Origin of the sequence: Rheinheimera aquimaris (assembly GCF_020531985.1) — a bacterium.
GTDB classification, from domain to species: domain Bacteria; phylum Pseudomonadota; class Gammaproteobacteria; order Enterobacterales; family Alteromonadaceae; genus Alishewanella; species Alishewanella aquimaris.
Genome location: NZ_JAJAVQ010000005.1, coordinates 1 through 18,834 on the forward strand (window position 1 = coordinate 1; position 18,834 = coordinate 18,834).

The 18,834-nt window shown below is 51.2% G+C and carries 14 protein-coding genes and 1 tRNA gene; 9 read left to right on the plus strand and 6 right to left on the minus strand.

Features of this window, described 5'->3' with window-relative positions; all coding sequences use genetic code 11:
• Positions 1 to 170: 170 nt before the first annotated feature.
• Positions 171 to 257, minus strand: a tRNA-Leu gene (locus LHL18_RS15785).
• A 353-nt stretch (positions 258 to 610) separates the two neighbouring features.
• Positions 611 to 1,006 carry a VOC family protein gene (locus LHL18_RS15790; RefSeq protein ID WP_226767774.1) on the minus strand — a complete coding sequence of 132 codons (396 nt, stop codon included), beginning with the start codon at positions 1,004 to 1,006 and terminating at the stop codon, positions 611 to 613.
• A gap of 280 nt (positions 1,007 to 1,286) precedes the next feature.
• Here LHL18_RS15790 and LHL18_RS15795 point away from each other — a divergent pair, with 280 nt between their 5' ends.
• Positions 1,287 to 1,784 (plus strand): RDD family protein, encoded by a 498-nt coding sequence (locus tag LHL18_RS15795; protein WP_226767775.1) that lies wholly within the window; start codon positions 1,287 to 1,289, stop codon positions 1,782 to 1,784.
• Between the two features lie 137 nt (positions 1,785 to 1,921).
• Here LHL18_RS15795 and lptG read toward each other — a convergent pair whose 3' ends face one another.
• Both lptG and lptF read right to left on the minus strand, forming a co-directional pair.
• Positions 1,922 to 2,989 carry an LPS export ABC transporter permease LptG gene (gene lptG, locus LHL18_RS15800; RefSeq protein ID WP_226767776.1) on the minus strand — a complete coding sequence of 356 codons (1,068 nt, stop codon included), beginning with the start codon at positions 2,987 to 2,989 and terminating at the stop codon, positions 1,922 to 1,924.
• A 1-nt stretch (position 2,990) separates the two neighbouring features.
• Positions 2,991 to 4,100: an LPS export ABC transporter permease LptF gene (lptF, locus tag LHL18_RS15805; protein WP_226767777.1), complete on the minus strand. Its 1,110-nt coding sequence runs from the start codon at positions 4,098 to 4,100 to the stop codon at positions 2,991 to 2,993.
• A gap of 183 nt (positions 4,101 to 4,283) precedes the next feature.
• Here lptF and pepA point away from each other — a divergent pair, with 183 nt between their 5' ends.
• The 8 genes from pepA to LHL18_RS15845 all read left to right on the plus strand — a co-directional run bounded on the left by pepA (position 4,284) and on the right by LHL18_RS15845 (position 17,592).
• Positions 4,284 to 5,792: a leucyl aminopeptidase gene (gene pepA, locus LHL18_RS15810; protein ID WP_134059227.1), complete on the plus strand. Its 1,509-nt coding sequence runs from the start codon at positions 4,284 to 4,286 to the stop codon at positions 5,790 to 5,792.
• Positions 5,792 to 6,235 (plus strand): DNA polymerase III subunit chi, encoded by a 444-nt coding sequence (locus LHL18_RS15815; protein WP_134059224.1) that lies wholly within the window; start codon positions 5,792 to 5,794, stop codon positions 6,233 to 6,235. The genes pepA and LHL18_RS15815 overlap by 1 nt, the downstream gene beginning before the upstream one ends.
• Positions 6,236 to 6,250: 15 nt before the next feature.
• Positions 6,251 to 9,106 (plus strand): valine--tRNA ligase, encoded by a 2,856-nt coding sequence (locus LHL18_RS15820; protein WP_226767778.1) that lies wholly within the window; start codon positions 6,251 to 6,253, stop codon positions 9,104 to 9,106.
• Positions 9,107 to 9,431: 325 nt separating this feature from the next.
• Positions 9,432 to 10,904: a Na+/H+ antiporter NhaC family protein gene (locus LHL18_RS15825; protein WP_226767779.1), complete on the plus strand. Its 1,473-nt coding sequence runs from the start codon at positions 9,432 to 9,434 to the stop codon at positions 10,902 to 10,904.
• A gap of 157 nt (positions 10,905 to 11,061) precedes the next feature.
• The gene (locus tag LHL18_RS15830) at positions 11,062 to 11,553 is read left to right on the plus strand and encodes a TIGR03546 family protein (protein WP_134059214.1); all 492 of its coding nucleotides are present in this window, start codon (positions 11,062 to 11,064) and stop codon (positions 11,551 to 11,553) included.
• A gap of 10 nt (positions 11,554 to 11,563) precedes the next feature.
• Positions 11,564 to 13,324 carry a TIGR03545 family protein gene (locus tag LHL18_RS15835; protein ID WP_226767780.1) on the plus strand — a complete coding sequence of 587 codons (1,761 nt, stop codon included), beginning with the start codon at positions 11,564 to 11,566 and terminating at the stop codon, positions 13,322 to 13,324.
• Positions 13,325 to 13,469: 145 nt separating this feature from the next.
• A complete protein-coding gene (locus LHL18_RS15840; RefSeq protein ID WP_226767781.1) occupies positions 13,470 to 16,568 on the plus strand; it encodes an efflux RND transporter permease subunit in 3,099 nt (1,032 codons plus the stop codon).
• On the plus strand, positions 16,561 to 17,592 hold the full coding sequence (locus LHL18_RS15845; protein ID WP_226767782.1) for an efflux RND transporter periplasmic adaptor subunit: 1,032 nt from the start codon (positions 16,561 to 16,563) through the stop codon (positions 17,590 to 17,592). The genes LHL18_RS15840 and LHL18_RS15845 overlap by 8 nt, the downstream gene beginning before the upstream one ends.
• Positions 17,593 to 17,657: 65 nt before the next feature.
• Here LHL18_RS15845 and rraB read toward each other — a convergent pair whose 3' ends face one another.
• Positions 17,658 to 18,023, minus strand: coding sequence for a ribonuclease E inhibitor RraB (gene rraB / locus LHL18_RS15850; protein ID WP_134059205.1), 366 nt, complete (start codon positions 18,021 to 18,023; stop codon positions 17,658 to 17,660).
• Positions 18,024 to 18,027: 4 nt separating this feature from the next.
• A complete protein-coding gene (locus LHL18_RS15855) occupies positions 18,028 to 18,777 on the minus strand; it encodes a 1-acylglycerol-3-phosphate O-acyltransferase (RefSeq protein WP_134059202.1) in 750 nt (249 codons plus the stop codon).
• Positions 18,778 to 18,834: the final 57 nt, after the last annotated feature.

Genomic DNA, 18,834 nt, shown 5'->3' on the forward strand with positions numbered 1-18,834 from the left:
GAGTCTAAATGAATAGAGCAAAGTGGCCTAATTTCATCAACGTTTAGTAGCAGATTTAGGCTATAAACCCAAGTCTGCTGCTTACGCTTTTTACTTAAAGCCGACAGTCAATTCGAATAAAATACATCTGCAAATATTATGAGAATAAAAATTCGAATTAGTCAGTATTTTGGTGCCTAGGGCCGGACTCGAACCGGCACGTTGTCGCCAACGGTGGATTTTGAATCCACTGCGTCTACCAATTTCGCCACCCAGGCATTGAGAGGACTTTTTTTATCTGTCTCTAGTGTAGCTACAGACCTTTACAAAACTTTACAAGCTTTTTTACGAGCTCTTATTTCTTTAACTCTAAACTATTCAAAGAGTTAAGTCTACCTTTTGCGAAGACGCGTTGCATTTTGAATCCGCTGCGTCTACCGATTTCGCCACCCAGGCACTGAGGGATATTTTGAGGTAAACGCCTGCATTATACGACGCGAACTGCGTTGCGCAAGCGAATTTATCCCTCTGCATTTTAGTTGCGCAAAAATACAGCAGCAGTAACACACTACGCCGACTATATGCCAAAGTTGTCTCGGCAAGTATCAGACGAGCTCTGAGTTGCTGAGGCCTAATTCATCGAATGTAAGCCGATTAAATTGCCTTCAGAGTCGTGTACAACAGCGCAAAAACCATATTGGCCAATCGACATTTTGGGCTGGTGTATACTGCCACCATTAGCTGCAGCACGCTCGGCCAGCACTGCGCAATCATCACAGCCAAAATATACAAGTGTGCCGCCACGGCCCGCGGTATAACCGCTGGTCTTAATCAGGCTGCCACCCGCACCGTAGTAGCTCATGCCATTTTCTTTATCCATCGGGAAAAACCACATCTCCATTTCCAACCCTGGCGCAGGCGCTGGCATAGCTTCCAGCGTGATATTAAACAGCATCTGATAAAATGCTCTGGCTCGCTCCATATCATCTACGTAAATTTCAAAATGCACTACCGGGTTAAATTTCATCCTATCTCTCCTGCGTCTGGCGTTGTGCCGTGCGTTTTGCCGTGTTAGCTAGCTAACCAACATGGCGCTGAAAACAACAGTGACTGATTCGCATTGGTTAATCGGATGAGAAAGACATAATTCGACAAGCTGCAGCAATAATTTTTACTCAAACCCCGGCGTACCATTGCGGATGAGACCACGCAACTAAATGTTGAGCTGAATGAAGTGCACACACAGCTGCTTCGAAATAAAACAGCCACATGCTACACTTGCGCCGATTTTACTAGCGGATATGACTATGTTTGCCGATGCACCCCGCGCAGGGTTAATTCGCCGTTTAGCGGCAATGATGTATGACTGGCTGATTCTGGCTGCACTTTGGATGGCGGCGATGGCACTGGCATTGGCACTGGTTGCATTGCTAAATGCGGTGGGCCTGATTTCGCTGGCCAGCTATACCGACCATGCAGATTTTATTACCCGGCATAAAATATGGTTTCAGCTGTACTCTGTTGTCTGGTTTTGCTGGTTCTATCTTTATTTCTGGTGCCGTGGCGGCCAGACACTGGGTATGCGGGCCTGGCGTTTACTGTTGGTGCAACAAAATGGTCAGGCTGTAACCTTACGCCAGGCCATATTACGCGCCATTACAGCACTGTTTGGTATTGGTAATTTGTGGCTATGGTTACGCTTCGGTAAAGGCCTGGCGCTGCAGGATCAGCTAAGTAACACTCAGGTAGTTGTACTGACCAAAGAACAAAGCAAATTGATCAACCTGCATAAAACAGCCCGCTAAGCTTCCTGCTGACGTCGGTTTACCCACACCAACACGCCGAGAACCCAATCCCTGGCGGCTCCTCTCAGCCCATCCAGGGCTGAGACGGTTGGCTTAGGGCATACCGATTCTGCTTGAATGATCAGCATTAGGCTGCCTCAGGCTTTTTTCCGCATAAAATACAGCGACAAGGCAATAAACAGTACACTCGGCAGTACTGCGCCCAATAAAGGTGGCAGCTGATACACCAGCGCGACCGGGCCAAATACCTCATTACTCATGTGAAAAGCAAAACCGGTTAAGATACCCATTAGCACCCGGGCAGCCATTGTTACGCTGCGTAGCGGGCCAAAGATAAATGATAACGCCATCAGCAACATGGCAATTATCGTCAGCGGTTGCAGTGTTTTGCGCCACAAGGCCAGCTCGTAACGGCGTGAGTCCTGCGAGTTCTGCCTCAGGTAGTCGACATAGTCATTCAGGCCACTTAGCGACAGCATTTCCGGTTTGATGGTTACTACGCCGAGTTTGTCTGGTGTGAGTGACGAACGCCAACGCTGCTCGGGCAGAGTTTGCCTGACAATACGCTCGGCACTGAAGTCGAGTTGGGTGACATCTTTTAACTGCCAGGCATCACGGTTATATACTGCCTTCCCGGCACTGACGATCGACAGCAACTGCAATTGCTCGTCAAACTGATACACCACCACCTGTTCCAGGTTACCAAAATCATCGACCTTACGGATGTTGACAAAGTTATCGCCATCTTTTGCCCAAACACCTTGCTGTGCTGCGAACAGGCTACCATCAGATATCGCCTTGGTCCTAAGCTCCCTCGCTGCCCTATCGGTTACCGGAGCGCCCCACTCGGCAACAGCCATTACCAGCAACATCATCAGCACTGAGGTTTTCATTACCGAGCTGATAATGTTCACACGTGATAAACCAGCAGCCTGCATTACCACCAGCTCACTGCTGCTGGCCAGCATGCCAAGGCCAATCAGTGCGCCTATTAATGCTGCCATCGGGAAAAAGGTCACCAGATCGCCAGGTACACTGTATAAAGTGAATAGCGCGGCATGCACCATATCGTAGTAACCACGGCCAACCGAGCGCATCTGATCAATAAACTTGAACATAGCCGAGATAGCCAGCAACACGCTTAGCGTCAGCATTGAGGTAGTTAGAATGGTGCGGCCGATATAAACATCAAGAATTTTCAGCATATTAACTTCTTCCTGCCAGCCAGGCCTGGAACCGCTGCGCCGCTGAACGATTGCGCAAAATCAATACTGCGCCAAGAGCCAGCGCACAGGCATGCAGCCACCACATCCCAAGCGGTGCGGGTATTTTGCCATCCTCCAGTGCAGAGCGGGCAATAATAAGCAGTGAGTAATAACCCAAATACAGCAACAATGCTGGTAACAAACGGCCAAACTTGCCCTGACGCGGATTAACCCTGCTGAGCGGCACAGCAATAAGTGTCAGCAGCGGAATAGACAGTGGAATAGCAATACGCCAGTGCCATTCTGCCAATGCTTCATTGGAATCCATCTCTAACAGCTCAGTTGTTGCAACACTGCCTAACTTGCGCCGGCGCTGCTCTACTTCCTGCTCGCGGATCTGTAGCTGATAACTTTCAAATTCAGTGATTTCAAAAGCAGCAGAGTCAACGTCGCCAGCGTAGCGTCTTCCCTGCGCCAGTTGCAACGTCTGTCCACCGCGGGCGTCTTCTTTTACCGTACCTTTCAAAGCATAAACAATAGCCTGGCCGCCTTGATCATCACGGGCGCTATTTTGCGCCACAAATACCCGTGACAATTCGCCGCTGTCACTGCCACGACCAACGTCATGTACAAAGATGACTGCTTTTTCGTTTGATGTATGCTGAAACCGCCCGGGAACTACTGACAGTAAGCCGGCATTGGCATCGGCTTTCTCCAGAATGCGATACTCTTGCTCAGTCGCCCACGGGCTCAGATACAAGGTAATGCTACCGGCAACAAAGGCCATCAGGATTGACAATATTAACGTCAGCCGCGTGACATACCATTCACTGACGCCGGTGGCATGCAGCACCGTCATCTCACTGTCAGCATAAACACGGCCATACGCAATCAAAATACCGACAAAGGCACTGAGCGGCAGGATAATTACAGCCAGTTGCGGCAATTTAAGCGCAACTATGCTGATAACCAGTTGCCCGGGCACTTCACCTTCTGAAGCGTCAGCCAGAATTTTGACAAAGCGCTGGCTTATAATAATGGTCATCAGAATGATAAATACCGCCAGCTGAGATTTAAAAACCTCACCTAACAGGTAACGAAAAATAATCAAAACGCCCCCTAAAAACCTGCCTTTTTGCTGGAACCCTGGCGATTTTTCAGTAAACTTGATATTTATAGCAATTATTATCGACCAAACAGCACAGAAAACCGAGCTTTTTTATAAATTCACGGTAGAATTTGGCCATAAATGTGCCGGTCATGTTAGCACAGTCTATTAGAATCAGGAGTTAGTATGGAGTTCAGCGTAAAAAGCGGAAGTCCGGAAAAACAACGTAGCGCTTGCATCGTTGTCGGTGTATACGAGCCACGTCGTCTTTCTGCCGTAGCAGAGCAACTGGATAAAATCAGTGAAGGTTATATCAGTAATCTGCTACGCCGTGGTGATCTGGAGGGTAAGCCGGGCCAGATGTTGTTGTTGCACCATGTACCTAACGTACTGAGCGAACGTGTATTATTAGTTGGCTGTGGTAAAGAGCGTGAGCTGGATGAGCGTCAGTACCGGCAGATCATCGCCAAAACCATAAGCACACTGAACGAAACCGGCTCGATGGAAGCCGTATGCTTTTTATCTGAATTACACGTAAAAGGCCGCGATACCTACTGGAAAGTGCGCCACGCGGTAGAAACCACGCAGGACTGCCTGTACGTGTTTGACCGCTTAAAAAGCAAAAAAGATGAAACCCGCCGCCCACTGCGTAAAATCGTATTCAATGTGCCGACACGGCGCGACCTGACGATTGGCGAAAAAGCAGTAGAGCACGGCCTGGCTATTGCCGCAGGAATCAAGCAGTGCAAAGACGTAGGCAACATGCCGCCGAATATCTGCACGCCACAGTATCTGGCCGACCAGGCGCAGTTGCTGGCTGAAAGCTCAGCCAAAATCAGTGTCGATGTATTAGGCCCGGAAGAACTCGCCTCTCATGGCATGAACTCTTATCTGGCGGTTGGCCGTGGTTCTGTCAATGGCCCGCGTATGGCAGTGATTAAATATAACGGTGCAGATAATGACAGTGCCCCTGTGGTACTGGTAGGTAAAGGCTTAACCTTCGACTCAGGCGGTATAAGCCTAAAACCGGGCGAAGGCATGGATGAAATGAAATACGACATGTGTGGCGCCGCCTCTGTGCTGGGTACCATGCATGCCGTGGTGCATTTAAGCCTGCCTATCAACGTGGTAGCCGTACTGGCCGCAGCAGAGAACATGCCGGATGCCAATGCCTACCGGCCAGGTGATATATTAACCACTATGTCTGGCCAGACGGTTGAAGTGTTAAATACCGACGCCGAAGGCCGCCTGGTACTGTGCGATGCGTTAACCTATGTGGAGCGCTTCGACCCTGAGCTGGTCATAGACGTTGCAACCTTAACCGGTGCCTGCGTTATTGCACTGGGTAAACATGCAACCGGGTTAATGAGCAACCATAACCCACTGGCGCATGAGATTTTAAATGCGTCAGAGCAAAGTGGTGACCGAGCATGGCGCTTACCGCTGTGGGATGATTATCAGGAGCAGCTGGAAAGCCCGTTTGCTGATTTCAGTAACCTGGGTGGCCGTGCTGCCGGCACTATTACCGCCGCCTGTTTTCTGTCGCGTTTTACCCGCAAGTATAACTGGGCACACCTTGATATCGCCGGTACAGCCTGGCGCAGTGGTGGCAAGGACAAAGGCGCTACCGGCCGGCCGGTGCCAATGCTGACACAGTTTTTAATTAACCGGGTTGGGCAGCAACAGGACAACTGATGCAGGTTAACTTTTATCTGTTAGACGAAACAGCCCCACAAAATGAGCTGAGCACTGTGCCAGCTCATTTTGCTTTAGCATGTCAGCTATGTGCCGACTTGTACCGCGCCAAACAACGGGTTTTCGTTTATACTGCCGACCAGCAACAGGCAGAAGCCTTTGACGAGTTATTGTGGCAATTTGACGCAGAACGCTTTGTGCCACACAACTTAAGCGGTGAAGGCCCAAGATACGGCGCGCCGGTTGAAATAAGCTGGCAAGCCCCGCGGCAAAACAGGCCGGTACTGGTGAACCTTGCCGACACCGTGCCGGCGTTTGCCAACCGTTTTAACCAAATCATTGAATTTGTTCCTGCAGATGCGCAGCTAAAAGCGCAGGCTCGGGAACGTTTTAAGCACTATCGCCAGTTAGGTGTTACGCCGCAAACAGTAAACGCCAACTGAGTTACAGGTAAAATCATGGAAAAGACGTTTAATCCCAGTGAAATAGAACAGGCCATGTATAACGCATGGGAAGCTAAAGGCTACTTTAAACCAAGTGGCGACGAAAGCCTTGGCAACTACTGCATTATGATCCCGCCGCCGAACGTGACCGGCAGCCTGCATATGGGCCACGCGTTCCAGCAAACTATTATGGACGCCCTAACACGCTATCAGCGCATGCAGGGTAAAAACACGCTGTGGCAAGTGGGTACCGACCACGCCGGTATCGCCACCCAAATGGTGGTTGAACGTAAACTGGCAGCCGAAGGCTTACCTGGCCGGCATCAACTGGGCCGAGATGCCTTCATTGAAAAAGTCTGGCAGTGGAAAAGCGAATCAGGCGGCACTATCACCTCGCAAATGCGTCGTTTAGGTAACTCGGTCGATTGGGAGCGCGAGCGCTTTACCATGGACGAAGGTTTGTCTAATGCGGTGCAGGAAGTCTTCGTACGACTGTATGAAGATGACTTGATTTACCGTGGTAAACGCCTGGTGAACTGGGATCCGAAGCTGCATACCGCGATTTCAGACCTAGAAGTTGAGAATAAAGAACAAAAGGGCCACATGTGGCACCTGCGTTATCCACTGGCCGATGGCGCAACCACGGCAGATGGCAAAACCTATCTGGTAGTCGCTACTACCCGGCCGGAAACCATGCTGGGTGATACCGGCGTTGCTGTTAACCCGGAAGATGACCGCTACAAAGCGCTGATTGGTAAAGAGATCATTCTGCCATTGGTTAACCGTCGTATTCCGGTAGTGGCGGACGAGCACGCCGATATGGAAAAAGGCACCGGCTGCGTCAAAATTACCCCGGCGCACGATTTTAACGACTACGAAGTAGGTAAACGTAGCCAGTTGCCAATGATCAACATCATGACACCTGATGCCACCATCCGCGCTGAAGGTGAATGTTTCCACCCGAACGGTGAAGCCAACCCGGCGGTCAGCGCGCCTATCCCGGCGGAATATCAGGGGCTGGACCGTTACGCTGCGCGTAAAGCTATCGTCGCCGCGTTCGACGCCGCCGGTCTGCTGGAAAAAGTAGAAGATCACAACAATACCCTGCCATACGGCGACCGCAGTGGCGTGGTGATAGAGCCGCTGCTGACCGATCAGTGGTATGTGCGTGTTGCGCCACTGGCGAAGACCGCTACCGAAGCGGTAGAAAACGGCCAGATCGAATTTGTGCCTAAGCAATACGAGAACATGTATTACAGCTGGATGCGCGACATTCAGGACTGGTGTATATCGCGTCAGCTCTGGTGGGGACACCGTATTCCGGCTTGGTACGATGAAAACGGTAAAGTTTACGTTGGCCGCACCGAAGCCGAAGTGCGCAGCAAGCATCAGCTGGCAGACAGCGTGAAGCTTTCACAAGATAACGACGTGCTGGACACCTGGTTCAGCTCTGCGCTGTGGACTTTCTCTACGCTGGGCTGGCCGGAAGATACCGATGCACTGCGCACCTTCCACCCGACTGATGTGCTGGTAACCGGCTTTGACATTATTTTCTTCTGGGTTGCCCGGATGATCATGATGACAATGCACTTTATTAAAGATAAAGACGGCAAACCGCAGGTTCCGTTTAAAACCGTGTATGTTACCGGCCTTATCCGCGATGAAAACGGCGATAAAATGTCAAAATCCAAGGGTAATGTTATCGACCCGCTGGATATGATTGACGGTATCAGCCTGCCGGATCTGCTGGCTAAACGCACCAGTAACCTGATGCAGCCACAACTGGCAGAGAAAATCGGCAAAGCCACTGAAAAGCAGTTCCCGGAAGGTATTACTGCTAGCGGCACCGATGCCCTGCGCTTTACGCTGGCGGCACTAGCGTCAACCGGTCGCGATATCAACTGGGACATGAAGCGCTTAGAAGGCTACCGTAACTTCTGCAACAAGCTGTGGAATGCCAGCCGCTATGTATTGATGAATACTGAAGCGCAGGATTGTGGCTTTAATGGCGGTGATATGCAGTTATCGCTGGCCGATAAGTGGATTTTGGCGCAGTACCAGGGCACGGTGAAGCAAGTGCGGCAGTATATCGATACCTACCGTTTTGATATGGCAGCTAATGCGCTGTACGAATTTACCTGGAACCAGTTCTGTGACTGGTATCTGGAGCTGACTAAGCCGGTACTGTTCAAGGGCAATGACGCGCAGCAACGTGCTACACGACATACGCTGGTAACGGTACTGGAAAGCTTACTGCGCCTGATGCACCCGATAATGCCATTTATTACCGAAACCATCTGGCAATCGGTTAAGCCACTGGCAAACATTACTGCAGACAGCATTATGCTGCAGCCATACCCGGAAGTGGACGGCAGTCTTATCGATGAGACCGCCACCGCCGATCTGGAATGGTTAAAGGCAGTGATCACCGCTATCCGCAACGTGCGTGGTGAAATGAACATTGCACCAAGTAAGCCGCTGATCATTTTACTGCGTAACGTTAGCAGTGAAGAGCAGCGCCGCTTAAGCGAAAACCAGAACTTCCTGATGAACCTGGCTAAGCTGGAAAACATCACAGTACTGGCGGCAGGTGAGCAAGCGCCAGCCTGTGCAGCCCAGTTAATCGGTAGCATGGACTTGCTGATCCCGATGGCAGGGTTAATCGACAAAGATGCCGAGCTTAGCCGTATAGCCAAGCAGCTTGAGAAAACCCAGCAGGAACTGTCACGCGTAGCCGGTAAACTAGCTAACGAAGGCTTTGTTGCCAAAGCCCCGGAAGCGGTGCTGGAGAAAGAGCGCGCCAAGCAAGCTGAGCTGGAGCAAGCTGTAGCCAAACTGCAAGCACAGCAAGCTGAAATAGCCGCACTGTAAGCGTTTTGAACAGCTAAAAAGCCGGGTCTGAGTACCCGGCTTTTTATAACTTTAGTTATGCCGCAACGCTTTAGCCTGCAAGGGCTGGCGCAAAGATTCCATTTGTAGAAAATAATATTTTTGCTATGATTGCGCGGTATTTCGGCAACTGGCTGATAATACGCTTGCACTGCGTATTTATGCAGTAAAGTCTGGTGTTTAGCGCCTCATTTTTAAGCGCAGCACGGCTGATACCGCAAGGAACCGCTCCGTTGACTCGGGTTATCTGCTGCAACGGTTCACTTAACTTTTATCCGGCCTGCCGGAATAACTTTGAGAATAATAAATGATGTCAGCAGATACCCTGGTCGAGAGTCTCGCCGAACCTGTTGCGACCGCGGCCGAAGCGGCCGCAGCTGCGCCAAGTGCGCTAAGTTTAATCCCGCCTATTGTTGTACTTGTCATTGCTATCTGGTTGAAGCGGCCCATTCTGGCGCTGGTCATGGGCGCCATCGTTGGTTTATTGCTGTTATCACCGGTAGGGGCGTTAGATAATTTCGCCGAAACCTCACTGCGCGTGATGCAGGATGAAACGATTGGCTGGTTAATTCTGGTCTGCGGTGGTTTTGGTTCGCTGATCGCCTTGCTGGTGCATACCGGTGGTGCTTTTGCGTTTGGCCGGGCGGCACAAAATATTGCTAAGGGGCGAAAATCATCACTGTTAATGACCTGCTTTCTTGGCATCGTCATTTTCGTCGATGACTACTTAAATGCGCTGACTGTTGGCGAAACCATGAAGCGTATTACCGACAAATACAAAGTGTCGCGTGAGATGCTGGCCTATGTCGTCGACTCTACTGCCGCGCCCATTTGCGTGCTTATTCCTATTTCAACCTGGGCGGTATTTTTTGGCGGCTTACTGGTCGCGAACGATGTAGCACCAGCCGGTGATGCCAGCGGTATTGCTACTTACATCTCTGCCATCCCTTATATGCTCTATGCGTGGTTGGCGATGGTAATGGTAATTCTGGTGATTTTAGGTGTAGTGCCACTGTTTGGCCCAATGAAAAAAGCCGAGCTGGCTGCACAACAAGCCACTGTGGCTGCAACCGATGCACCAAACTCTGCCACTACCGCACAGGATACGCATTCTGCAGATGATTTTGCCGTACAGTCTTTTGAAGAAGAGTTTGATCAAGCCGACAAGCAAACCGGTAAACTGCACAACTTTTTGCTGCCCATGATTATGCTGGTCGGTTTTACCGTCTGGTTTGAAATTGACGTATGGAAAGGCCTGCTGGTGACTTTCCTGCTGACGCTGCCACTGTATTTACTGCAGCGCTTAATGACAGTGTCGGAAATGATGGATCAGATGATCCACGGCTTTAAAACCATGCTGCCGGCGATTTGTACCGTTATTGCTGCCTTTGTGTTTAAAGATGTCTGTGACCAGCTTGGCTTACCGCAATACATCATAGAGAATCTGGCGCCTTATATGAGCGCCCAGCTGTTACCGGCACTGGTGTTTTTATCGATGGCAATACTGGCGTTTGCTACCGGCTCATCCTGGGGCATTTTCGCTGTATCTATTCCTATCGTGATGCCACTGGCGTTTGCGGTTGAAGCCGATATTCCACTGGTAATAGGCGCACTATTGTCAGCCAGCTCTTTTGGTAGCCAGGCCTGTTTCTATAGCGACTCTACAGTTTTGGCTGCGCAGGGCTCGGGCTGTAACCTGATGAGCCATGCGTTAACGCAGTTTCCGTATGCGTTTTTAGCGGCTGTACTGGCGTTCTTCGGCTTCCTGGCGCTGGCATAACACGCCCCCAACCGTTACTGATAAAGGCGCTGACAACAGCGCCTTTATTTTTTATCAGGCTATTTTCGGTACTGAACCCGTTTTTTGTCCCTGACAAAGCCAGCAGACACTGTTACCTTATATAACAACAATCTATCTTCTGTTTACCGGAGTGCTTATGCTACCTCTGCTGGCTAAAGTTCTTAAAGTGCTGAATTCCGAGGCCTCGCCCTGGCAAATAGGCTGGGCCATTGCACTGGGGTTATTTGTCGGTATTCTGCCATTTGGACTATTAACCCTGCTAATTGTGTTGCTGGTGTGTTTACTCACCATCAACCTGACCACCTTTATCCTGGTATGGGGCCTGACAGAGGGTCTGATGCTGTTATTTGCTTATCCACTGGAACAGCTGACCTGGCAATACGCGCAAAACGATACCCTGCTGACATGGCTTGCCGAAACTGAGACGCTGCAACTGCTGCATTTGCACCATACTCTGACACTGGGTGCCTTTGTGCTGGGTGCCCTGCTGCTGGTGCCTGTAGCCTGGCTCAGTAAAGTGCTGGTTCAGCAATACCGTTACCGGATAATGACCAATGTTGAGAAATGGAAACTGACGCAGATGCTCAAAGCCAGCAAGCTGTTTGCATTGTATGAAAAGCTGAATTAAGGAGCCGGGCATGATACGTAAATCTGGTTGGTTAGTTTTTATTACCTTCTTCACGGCGCTGCTGGCGCTGGTATATTTACTGGCTGGCCCTGCCATAAGACTGGGTATGGTTTACAGCCTGGAGAAAGCCGTCGGTGCCGAGGTCAATATCAACAGTGTTTCACTTAAGCTGGCGCCGCTGGCATTACAGGTTGAAGGTCTGCAAATTACCGACGCGGCGAATCCAAGCCACAATAGCTTCAGCTTTAACCAGGCCACAGCTGCCCTGGAACTGTGGCCGGCACTGCTTGGCTATTATGTTGTTAATGAACTGACCGTCGATGGGCTACAATACGGCGCGCAGCGCCGCCAGCCCGGCGAGGTGTACCGTACCCCGGGTGCAGATGGCGAAAAAATCGATATCGCTGACGTACTGCAGGTCGATTTACCCAACGCGGACGAACTGATAGCCCGTGCTAACCTGCAAACGCCTGAGAAAGCCGAAGCACTTAAACAACTCGCGCTGTCAGAACAACAACAGCTGAAAGGATTGAAAGATAAGCTGCCCGGCAAAGATACCCTGGAGCAATATCAAGCAGATATTAAAGCGCTGACAGACAGCAAAATAACTAATGCCGCCGATTTGGCCGCCAAAGCGCAGCAACTGCAACAGTTAAAAGATAAACTAAACGCCGAAAAACAGCGCGTACTTGAAGCAAAACAGCAGCTAACGCAAAGCAAAGACAGCCTGCAACAAGCAGTAGCAGAACTAAAAGCGGCCAGCGAAGCCGATTATGCCAAAGTGCAGCAGCTAGCTAATCTCAGTGACGGCGGCCTGGCCGGCATCAGTCAGATTCTGCTCGGTGATGTCTGGGGGCAACGTATTGCACAGTTACAAAGCCTGTACCTGCTGGCAAAGCCTTATTTGCCTGACGAGCTACCACAGCAAAGCACCGAACCAGGCGAACCGGACGTCGTGCTGCCCAACCGCATCCTGCCGTTACCCAGCCAGCCGTACCCTGATTTTTGGATAAAGCAGGCCAGAGTAAACTGGTTAATCGGTGGCGGTGAAGCCACCATTGCGATGCAGGATATCACCGCCCAGCACGCGCTGATAAACAGCGCGACAAAATTCTCGCTGGATGTAAAACAACTGCCGCAATTAGCCGCCTTTAACCTGCAGGGCGACTTTGCTATTTTGCAGCAAATGGTGACAAACCTGAGCTGGCAACTTGAAGGACTGAACTTGCAGCCACTGACGCTGGGTAAAGACGACACGGCGCTAAGCATAACCGACGGCCTGATAAGCTCAAGCGGCAAGCTTAACCTGACAGATAACCAGATATCACAGCAAGCCAGTGTCTTGTTGAAGGCAGCTAACTTTAGCAGCAGCGGTAATAAGTACCTGCAGCAGCTGGCAACTTTATTGGATAACCAAGCGCAGATCCCCCTGAATATTGCTGCCACTGGCCTGGTCAGCGCGCCTGAAGTCAGCATCCGATCGTCACTGGACAAAGTCATTGGCGATGCATTGCTTGGCGAAGCCAAGCAAAAGGTGGCGCAGTACCAGAACGAACTTAAAGCGAAACTGGATGCACAGTTGCAGCAAGGCTTAGCCGGGCAACAGGACTGGGCATCACTGCTGACAGAGCAGGATAGCGATATCAGCAATATCAGTGACAGTATTGAAAATATGCTCAATGCCAAACTGGCTGATGTGAAGGATCAGGCTAAAGATAAACTGAAAGACAAATTACTGGATAAGCTGGGTAAGAAAGACAACCAACCCTAAGGCTGTAACAGGGTGTTACAGCCTGTAAGCCTTTATTAATGCGCCCCCGCCGGGCGCATAATTTCCCCCGTCTGCCCCATCACTCTCGCTTTTATGCCGCCAGCGGATAGATTTCAAGCCACATAAGTATACGGAATTACTCAGCATGAACCTCAGCCGTGCGGCGCTTAAAAATCCGGCCAGCGTTATTGTTACTGCTATTCTGATTTTGTTGTTTGGCGTAATCAGCCTGCTTAAACTTCCTATCCAGATCACGCCGGATATAGAACAACCGCAAATTTCTGTTTTTACCGGCTGGCGTTCAGCCGCGCCGCAGGAGGTGGAAGCGGTCATTATTGAGCCTATTGAAAACGCGATAAAAAATACCCGCGGTGTAACGAAAGTTGAAACCAATATTCAACGTGGCTTTGGCTCTATCACCCTGACGTTCGACATTGGTGCAGACATGCAACAGGCCACGCTGGATGTGATCAACAACCTGAATCAGGCGCCGCCTTTGCCACTGGATGCAATTGAACCAACCGTTGTTGCCGGTGGCGGACAAAATACGCCTAACGCTGCCTCTATTCTGATCCGCCCGCTACCGGGCAACAACGTCAAAGACGTTGCCAGCTATCAGCAGCTGATTGAAGATGTGGTGTATCCAAGGTTAAGCCGGATCCAGGGTGTCGGCCAGGTTAACCTGAACAGCCAGCGTCCGCGAGAGCTGCGTATTACTTTTGATGCACAGCGCGCTGCAGCGCTGGGTTTAAGTATTAACAACATTGCCTCACAGCTTCGTGCCGCCACCGATGCGTCGGGCGGTTTTGCCGATGTTGGCCGCCGCCAGTACACAGTGCGCTTTGCCGGCCAGTTTAACCCACAATCTTTGCTGGACATGATTCTGGCCTACAGCGGAGAGCGGCCAATTTACTTGCGCGATGTTGCAACAGCTGAGCTGGGCTTTAGTGACCGTACCGGTTTTACGCTACGTAACGGTGCTCAGGCGTATTACATTACTGTTGCACGTAATAATGATGCCAATACCGTAGCGCTGCTCGACGACATCAATATTGCTATCCGCGAACTGAATGCCGGGCCTCTACTTGAAGCCGGCTTGATGATGGATCTTAGCTTTGATGCCTCAGTGCATATCCGCAACGCACTGGCACTGGTGAAAAGCAATCTGGGGCTTGGTGTAGTGTTAGCGCTGGCGCTGTTGTGGCTGTTTATGCGCGGTTGGCGCGCTACGGCTATTATTGCGCTTAGCATTCCCCTGTCACTGGCGATTGCTTTGCTGGCATTGCAGCTGCTGGGGCGCAGCCTGAACGTTATTTCACTGGCAGGGTTGGCGTTTGCGGTTGGGCTGGTACTGGACGCGGCTATTATCGTGCAGGAAAACATCTTACGCTTAAAAAGCGAAGGCCTGGATGACAAAAAAGCCGCGCTGCGCGGTGCAGCACAGGTAAGCGGTGCTTTGCTGGCTTCCACGGCAACAACAGTAGCGATATTCTTACCAATACTGTTTATGGCCGGCATCGAAGGCCAGCTGTTTTCTGATCTGGCACTGACATTGTCGGTCGCGGTGTGCAGCAGTTTTATCGCCGCCATTACCGTGATCCCGCTTGCCAGCCGCTACTGGTTGCCGGCCACGCAACAAACCGACCCTTTTGCCGCCTACTGGCAACGCTTAAGCCAGCTGATTATGCGTCTGACCGACAGTGCCAGCAAACGCCTGAGCTGGGTCGCCGGTCTGCTGGCAGGGTCGGTACTAATAACGCTCGTGCTGCTGCCACGTACAGATTTTATGCCGCGCGCCCCTATCGATGGTTTCTTTTTTAACTTCAGCCTGCCGCCGGGTGGCAACATTGAATTTCTCGAACAAGAGCTGGCTAACCGCGTGGTTGAGCGGCTGGAACCTTATTACAGCGGCGGCAAAACACCGGCTATTAAAAGTTATAATTTTTACTCTTATGGCCCTAACGCCAGTGGCGGCTTTATTTATGCAGCAGACCCAACACAGGTAGAAGCGCTGATGGATCTGGTGCGTAATGAAGTGTTTGCCGGCATACCGGACACTCAGGTATTTCTGTTTCGTGGTTCAATGATCAATGTATCCGGTGGCGGCGATGGCCGCAGTATCGAGCTGAACCTGCAAGGCCCTGAGCTTAGTGAACTGATGCAAGTGGCCCGTATTGGCGTCAGCAAAGTGCAGGAACATTTGGCTGGCGGCAGTGCGCAGCCGGTGCCGGCACTGGATATGGCTGAGCCCGAACTGCAACTGCTGCCTAACGACAGAGCTATCAGTCAGGCCGGACTGAACCGGGCAGACGTGGCCAATTATGTCCGGGCTTTTACCAGCGGGCTTTTCGTGTCTGAGTATTTTGATGGCAACGACAGAATGAACGTTATCCTGCGTGCCGAACCCTGGCAAACACCAGAGCAGCTGGCAGCTATGCCATTGGTCACACCCCGCGCCGGTAATCAGACACTGGGCGATATGGCGTATGTTCGGCAGACCGTCGGGCCATCGCAGCTGCGCCGGATTGGTGGCAAACGGACAATAAGTTTAATCGTGCGCCCGCCGGAGGGGATGTCGCTGGATGAAAGTATGGATATCCTGCAACAGCATGTGTTGCCTCCGATGCAACAGGCACTACCAGAAGGCGCCAGCCTGCTGCTCAGCGGTAACGCCAGCCAGATGAACTCAGCAATAGACGAAATGCTGCTGAATTTCACCTTGGCCTTACTTATTTTGTTGCTGCTGATGACAGCCTTGTTCCGCTCATTACGTGATGCTTTGCTGGTGTTGCTGGTAATGCCGCTGGCCATCGCCGGCGGCGTTGCCGCCCTGGCACTGGTGAATCTGTTTACACCACAATCGCTCGATTTGCTGACGATGATAGGCTTTATTATTTTGCTGGGATTGGTGGTTAATAATGCCATTCTGCTGGTGGATCAAACCCGCAGCGGTGAGCGTGAAGGCCTGCCACGACAGCAAGCGGTGCAACAGGCAATACTGCTGCGCGCCCGCCCTGTTTACATGAGTACACTGACCAGCTTGTTTGGCATGCTGCCGTTGATGCTGATCCCCGGTGTCGGCGCTGAAATTTACCGCGGCCTGGCGACAGTGATTGTTGGCGGCATGGCTGTCAGCGCCCTGTTTACTCTGATCCTGTTACCTGCCGTGTTGCAAATGCAGCGCCCGGTTTCAATGCGTATACGCAGTACAACTGTCACTGCTCAAGGAAATTCCCATGTATAAATCGATATTGCTCATCAGTTGTTTATGCAGCTCACTGGCGTTGGCGCAAACAGCACCGGCGACATCCGTACAGCTGACTGAAAGCCGCTTATCATACGAAGTACCGACGATGGATATTGCCGGTACCATCTACAGCCTGAACAACACTGAGCTGACCGCCGGCATAGACGGCCGCCTGAGTTGGGTAGCCGAAGCGGGCACCACAGTACAACGCGGCGACCTGCTGGCGCAGCTGGATCCACTCCCGCTGCAATTGCAAAAAGCTGAACTGACCGCCCAGCACCACCGCGCCATGTTGCAAGCAGACTATTTCAGTCGTGAATACAAAAGGCTGCAGGATTTGCAGCAAAGCCAGAGTGTCTCACTGTTGCAGCTGGATAAAGCCCGCTCTGATTATCAGCTGGCACAAGCCGATGCCGACATTATTGCCGCCCGTGTTGCACAGTTGGACGATCAGTTAAACCGCACCGAAGTGCGGGCACCTTTTGCCGGTGTGGTGGCAGAACGGTTACGCGAGGCCGGTGGTGATGTGCTGCGTAACACGGCGCTGATCCGCTTGCAGGATATTTATCAGCTGGAGGTGCGCGCCTATATACCGCTGCAGTACCTGCGTTTTGTCCGTCTTGGCGACAGCTTAAATATCAGCAATCAGCAACATCAGGGCAGCGCCGCAGTAACAGCCCTTATCCCGGCAGCAGATGCGCAAAGCCAGCGCGCAGAGCTTAGATTAAAACTGGGTAAAGCCTCTTCTGCCTGGCTGGCCGGCGAGCTGGTCAGTGTTAAAGTTGCCACCCGTGACGCTAAGGCTGCAGTAACTGTACACCGTGATGCCCTGCTGCTGCGCAGCGATGGCACCTATGTGGTGACAGTGGATGATGACAATGTCGCGCACCGTAAAGCGGTAAAAGTCAGTGACGGCAACGGCGATTGGGTCACGGTAGATGAAGGCTTACAAGCCGGTGAGAAAGTGGTCACCCGCGGCGCCGAGCGGTTACGGGATGGCCAGACCGTATCGCAAAGCTAAGTGCTGAAACACGCCACCCAATCAACAAAGAAAAAAGCCGCTTTGCAGCGGCTTTTCAGCAGAACTTACTCTTCGTCATCATATTCAACGTCATCGTCACCTTCGAAGTAGGTGCCCCAGCCGTCGTATTCTACTTTATGTTTATGTGCCAGCTCTTCAAGCTTAATCGCATCGGCAACAATACTGTCAGCATCCAGTGATTGCTCACGTATCGCATCGAATACCCAGGCGTTGCCGCCATCTTCAAACTCAACTTCTTCGGCATCGGTCACTTCATAGCCAAGCTTAAACAGCTCGACAGCCAGTTTTTCCAGCTTGGCAAAGTCTTTGTCGTAGAAATGGTGTTCGATGGTGTAAAGCGCATCCGGATCGCTACCGTCTTCCAGTAATGCACCTATGGTGTCTTCAGTAAATTCCTGCCAGTTTTCCATAAAATTACTCTTTCGCTGCAATAGTGCTGGCAGTGTAGTCGTTGCCCAGTTCGCTATCAAGTAAAGCAATCTGCTGCTGCATCTGCTGGTGCATACTTTGCGCAAATTCACGGATATTCATCTGCTCGCGCTCAGGTAAGGCTACCGGCGCCATCAGCTGAATTATTACTTTGCCATTATTCCAGCGGTTCAGTTTAAACTGGCCGTGGGTGCTACTCATACAGACCGGCACTAACGGCACAGCAGCTTCCAGCGCGATATGGAAAGCACCCATTTTAAACGGCAGTAAACCGCGGCCATAACTGCGTGTGCCTTCAGGAAACATCCACACCGATAACCGGTCACGGTTAATCCGTTCAGCCGCGGCCAGCATAGTGTTCAGTGCTTTGGATTTGTTGTTGCGGTCGATCAGAATATTACCGCTAAGCCAGTACAGCTGACCAAAAAACGGAATAAACTTCAGGCTTTTTTTGCCAATGGTAACTGTGCGTGGCTGCACACCATTACTGATGGTAAATAAATCCAAGTTATTCTGGTGGTTAGCAATATAAACATAAGGCTTGGCAGGGTCGATAGCGCTATCGCAGCGAACTTCTACACTAATGCCGAAAATACGTGACATCCAGCCGTACCAATGGGAAAAAATATAGACATTATTCGGGTGAAATGGCCGAACCAAACAAATCAGCAAACCTGCAACCGTACTGATAATGAAAAACAGCACCAATAAAATTAACCTTACTACCGCTATCACTGCTATCTCCGCTCTTCCACCCTAGGTGGCTGTTGTCGCTGGCACAAAAAAGGCGCC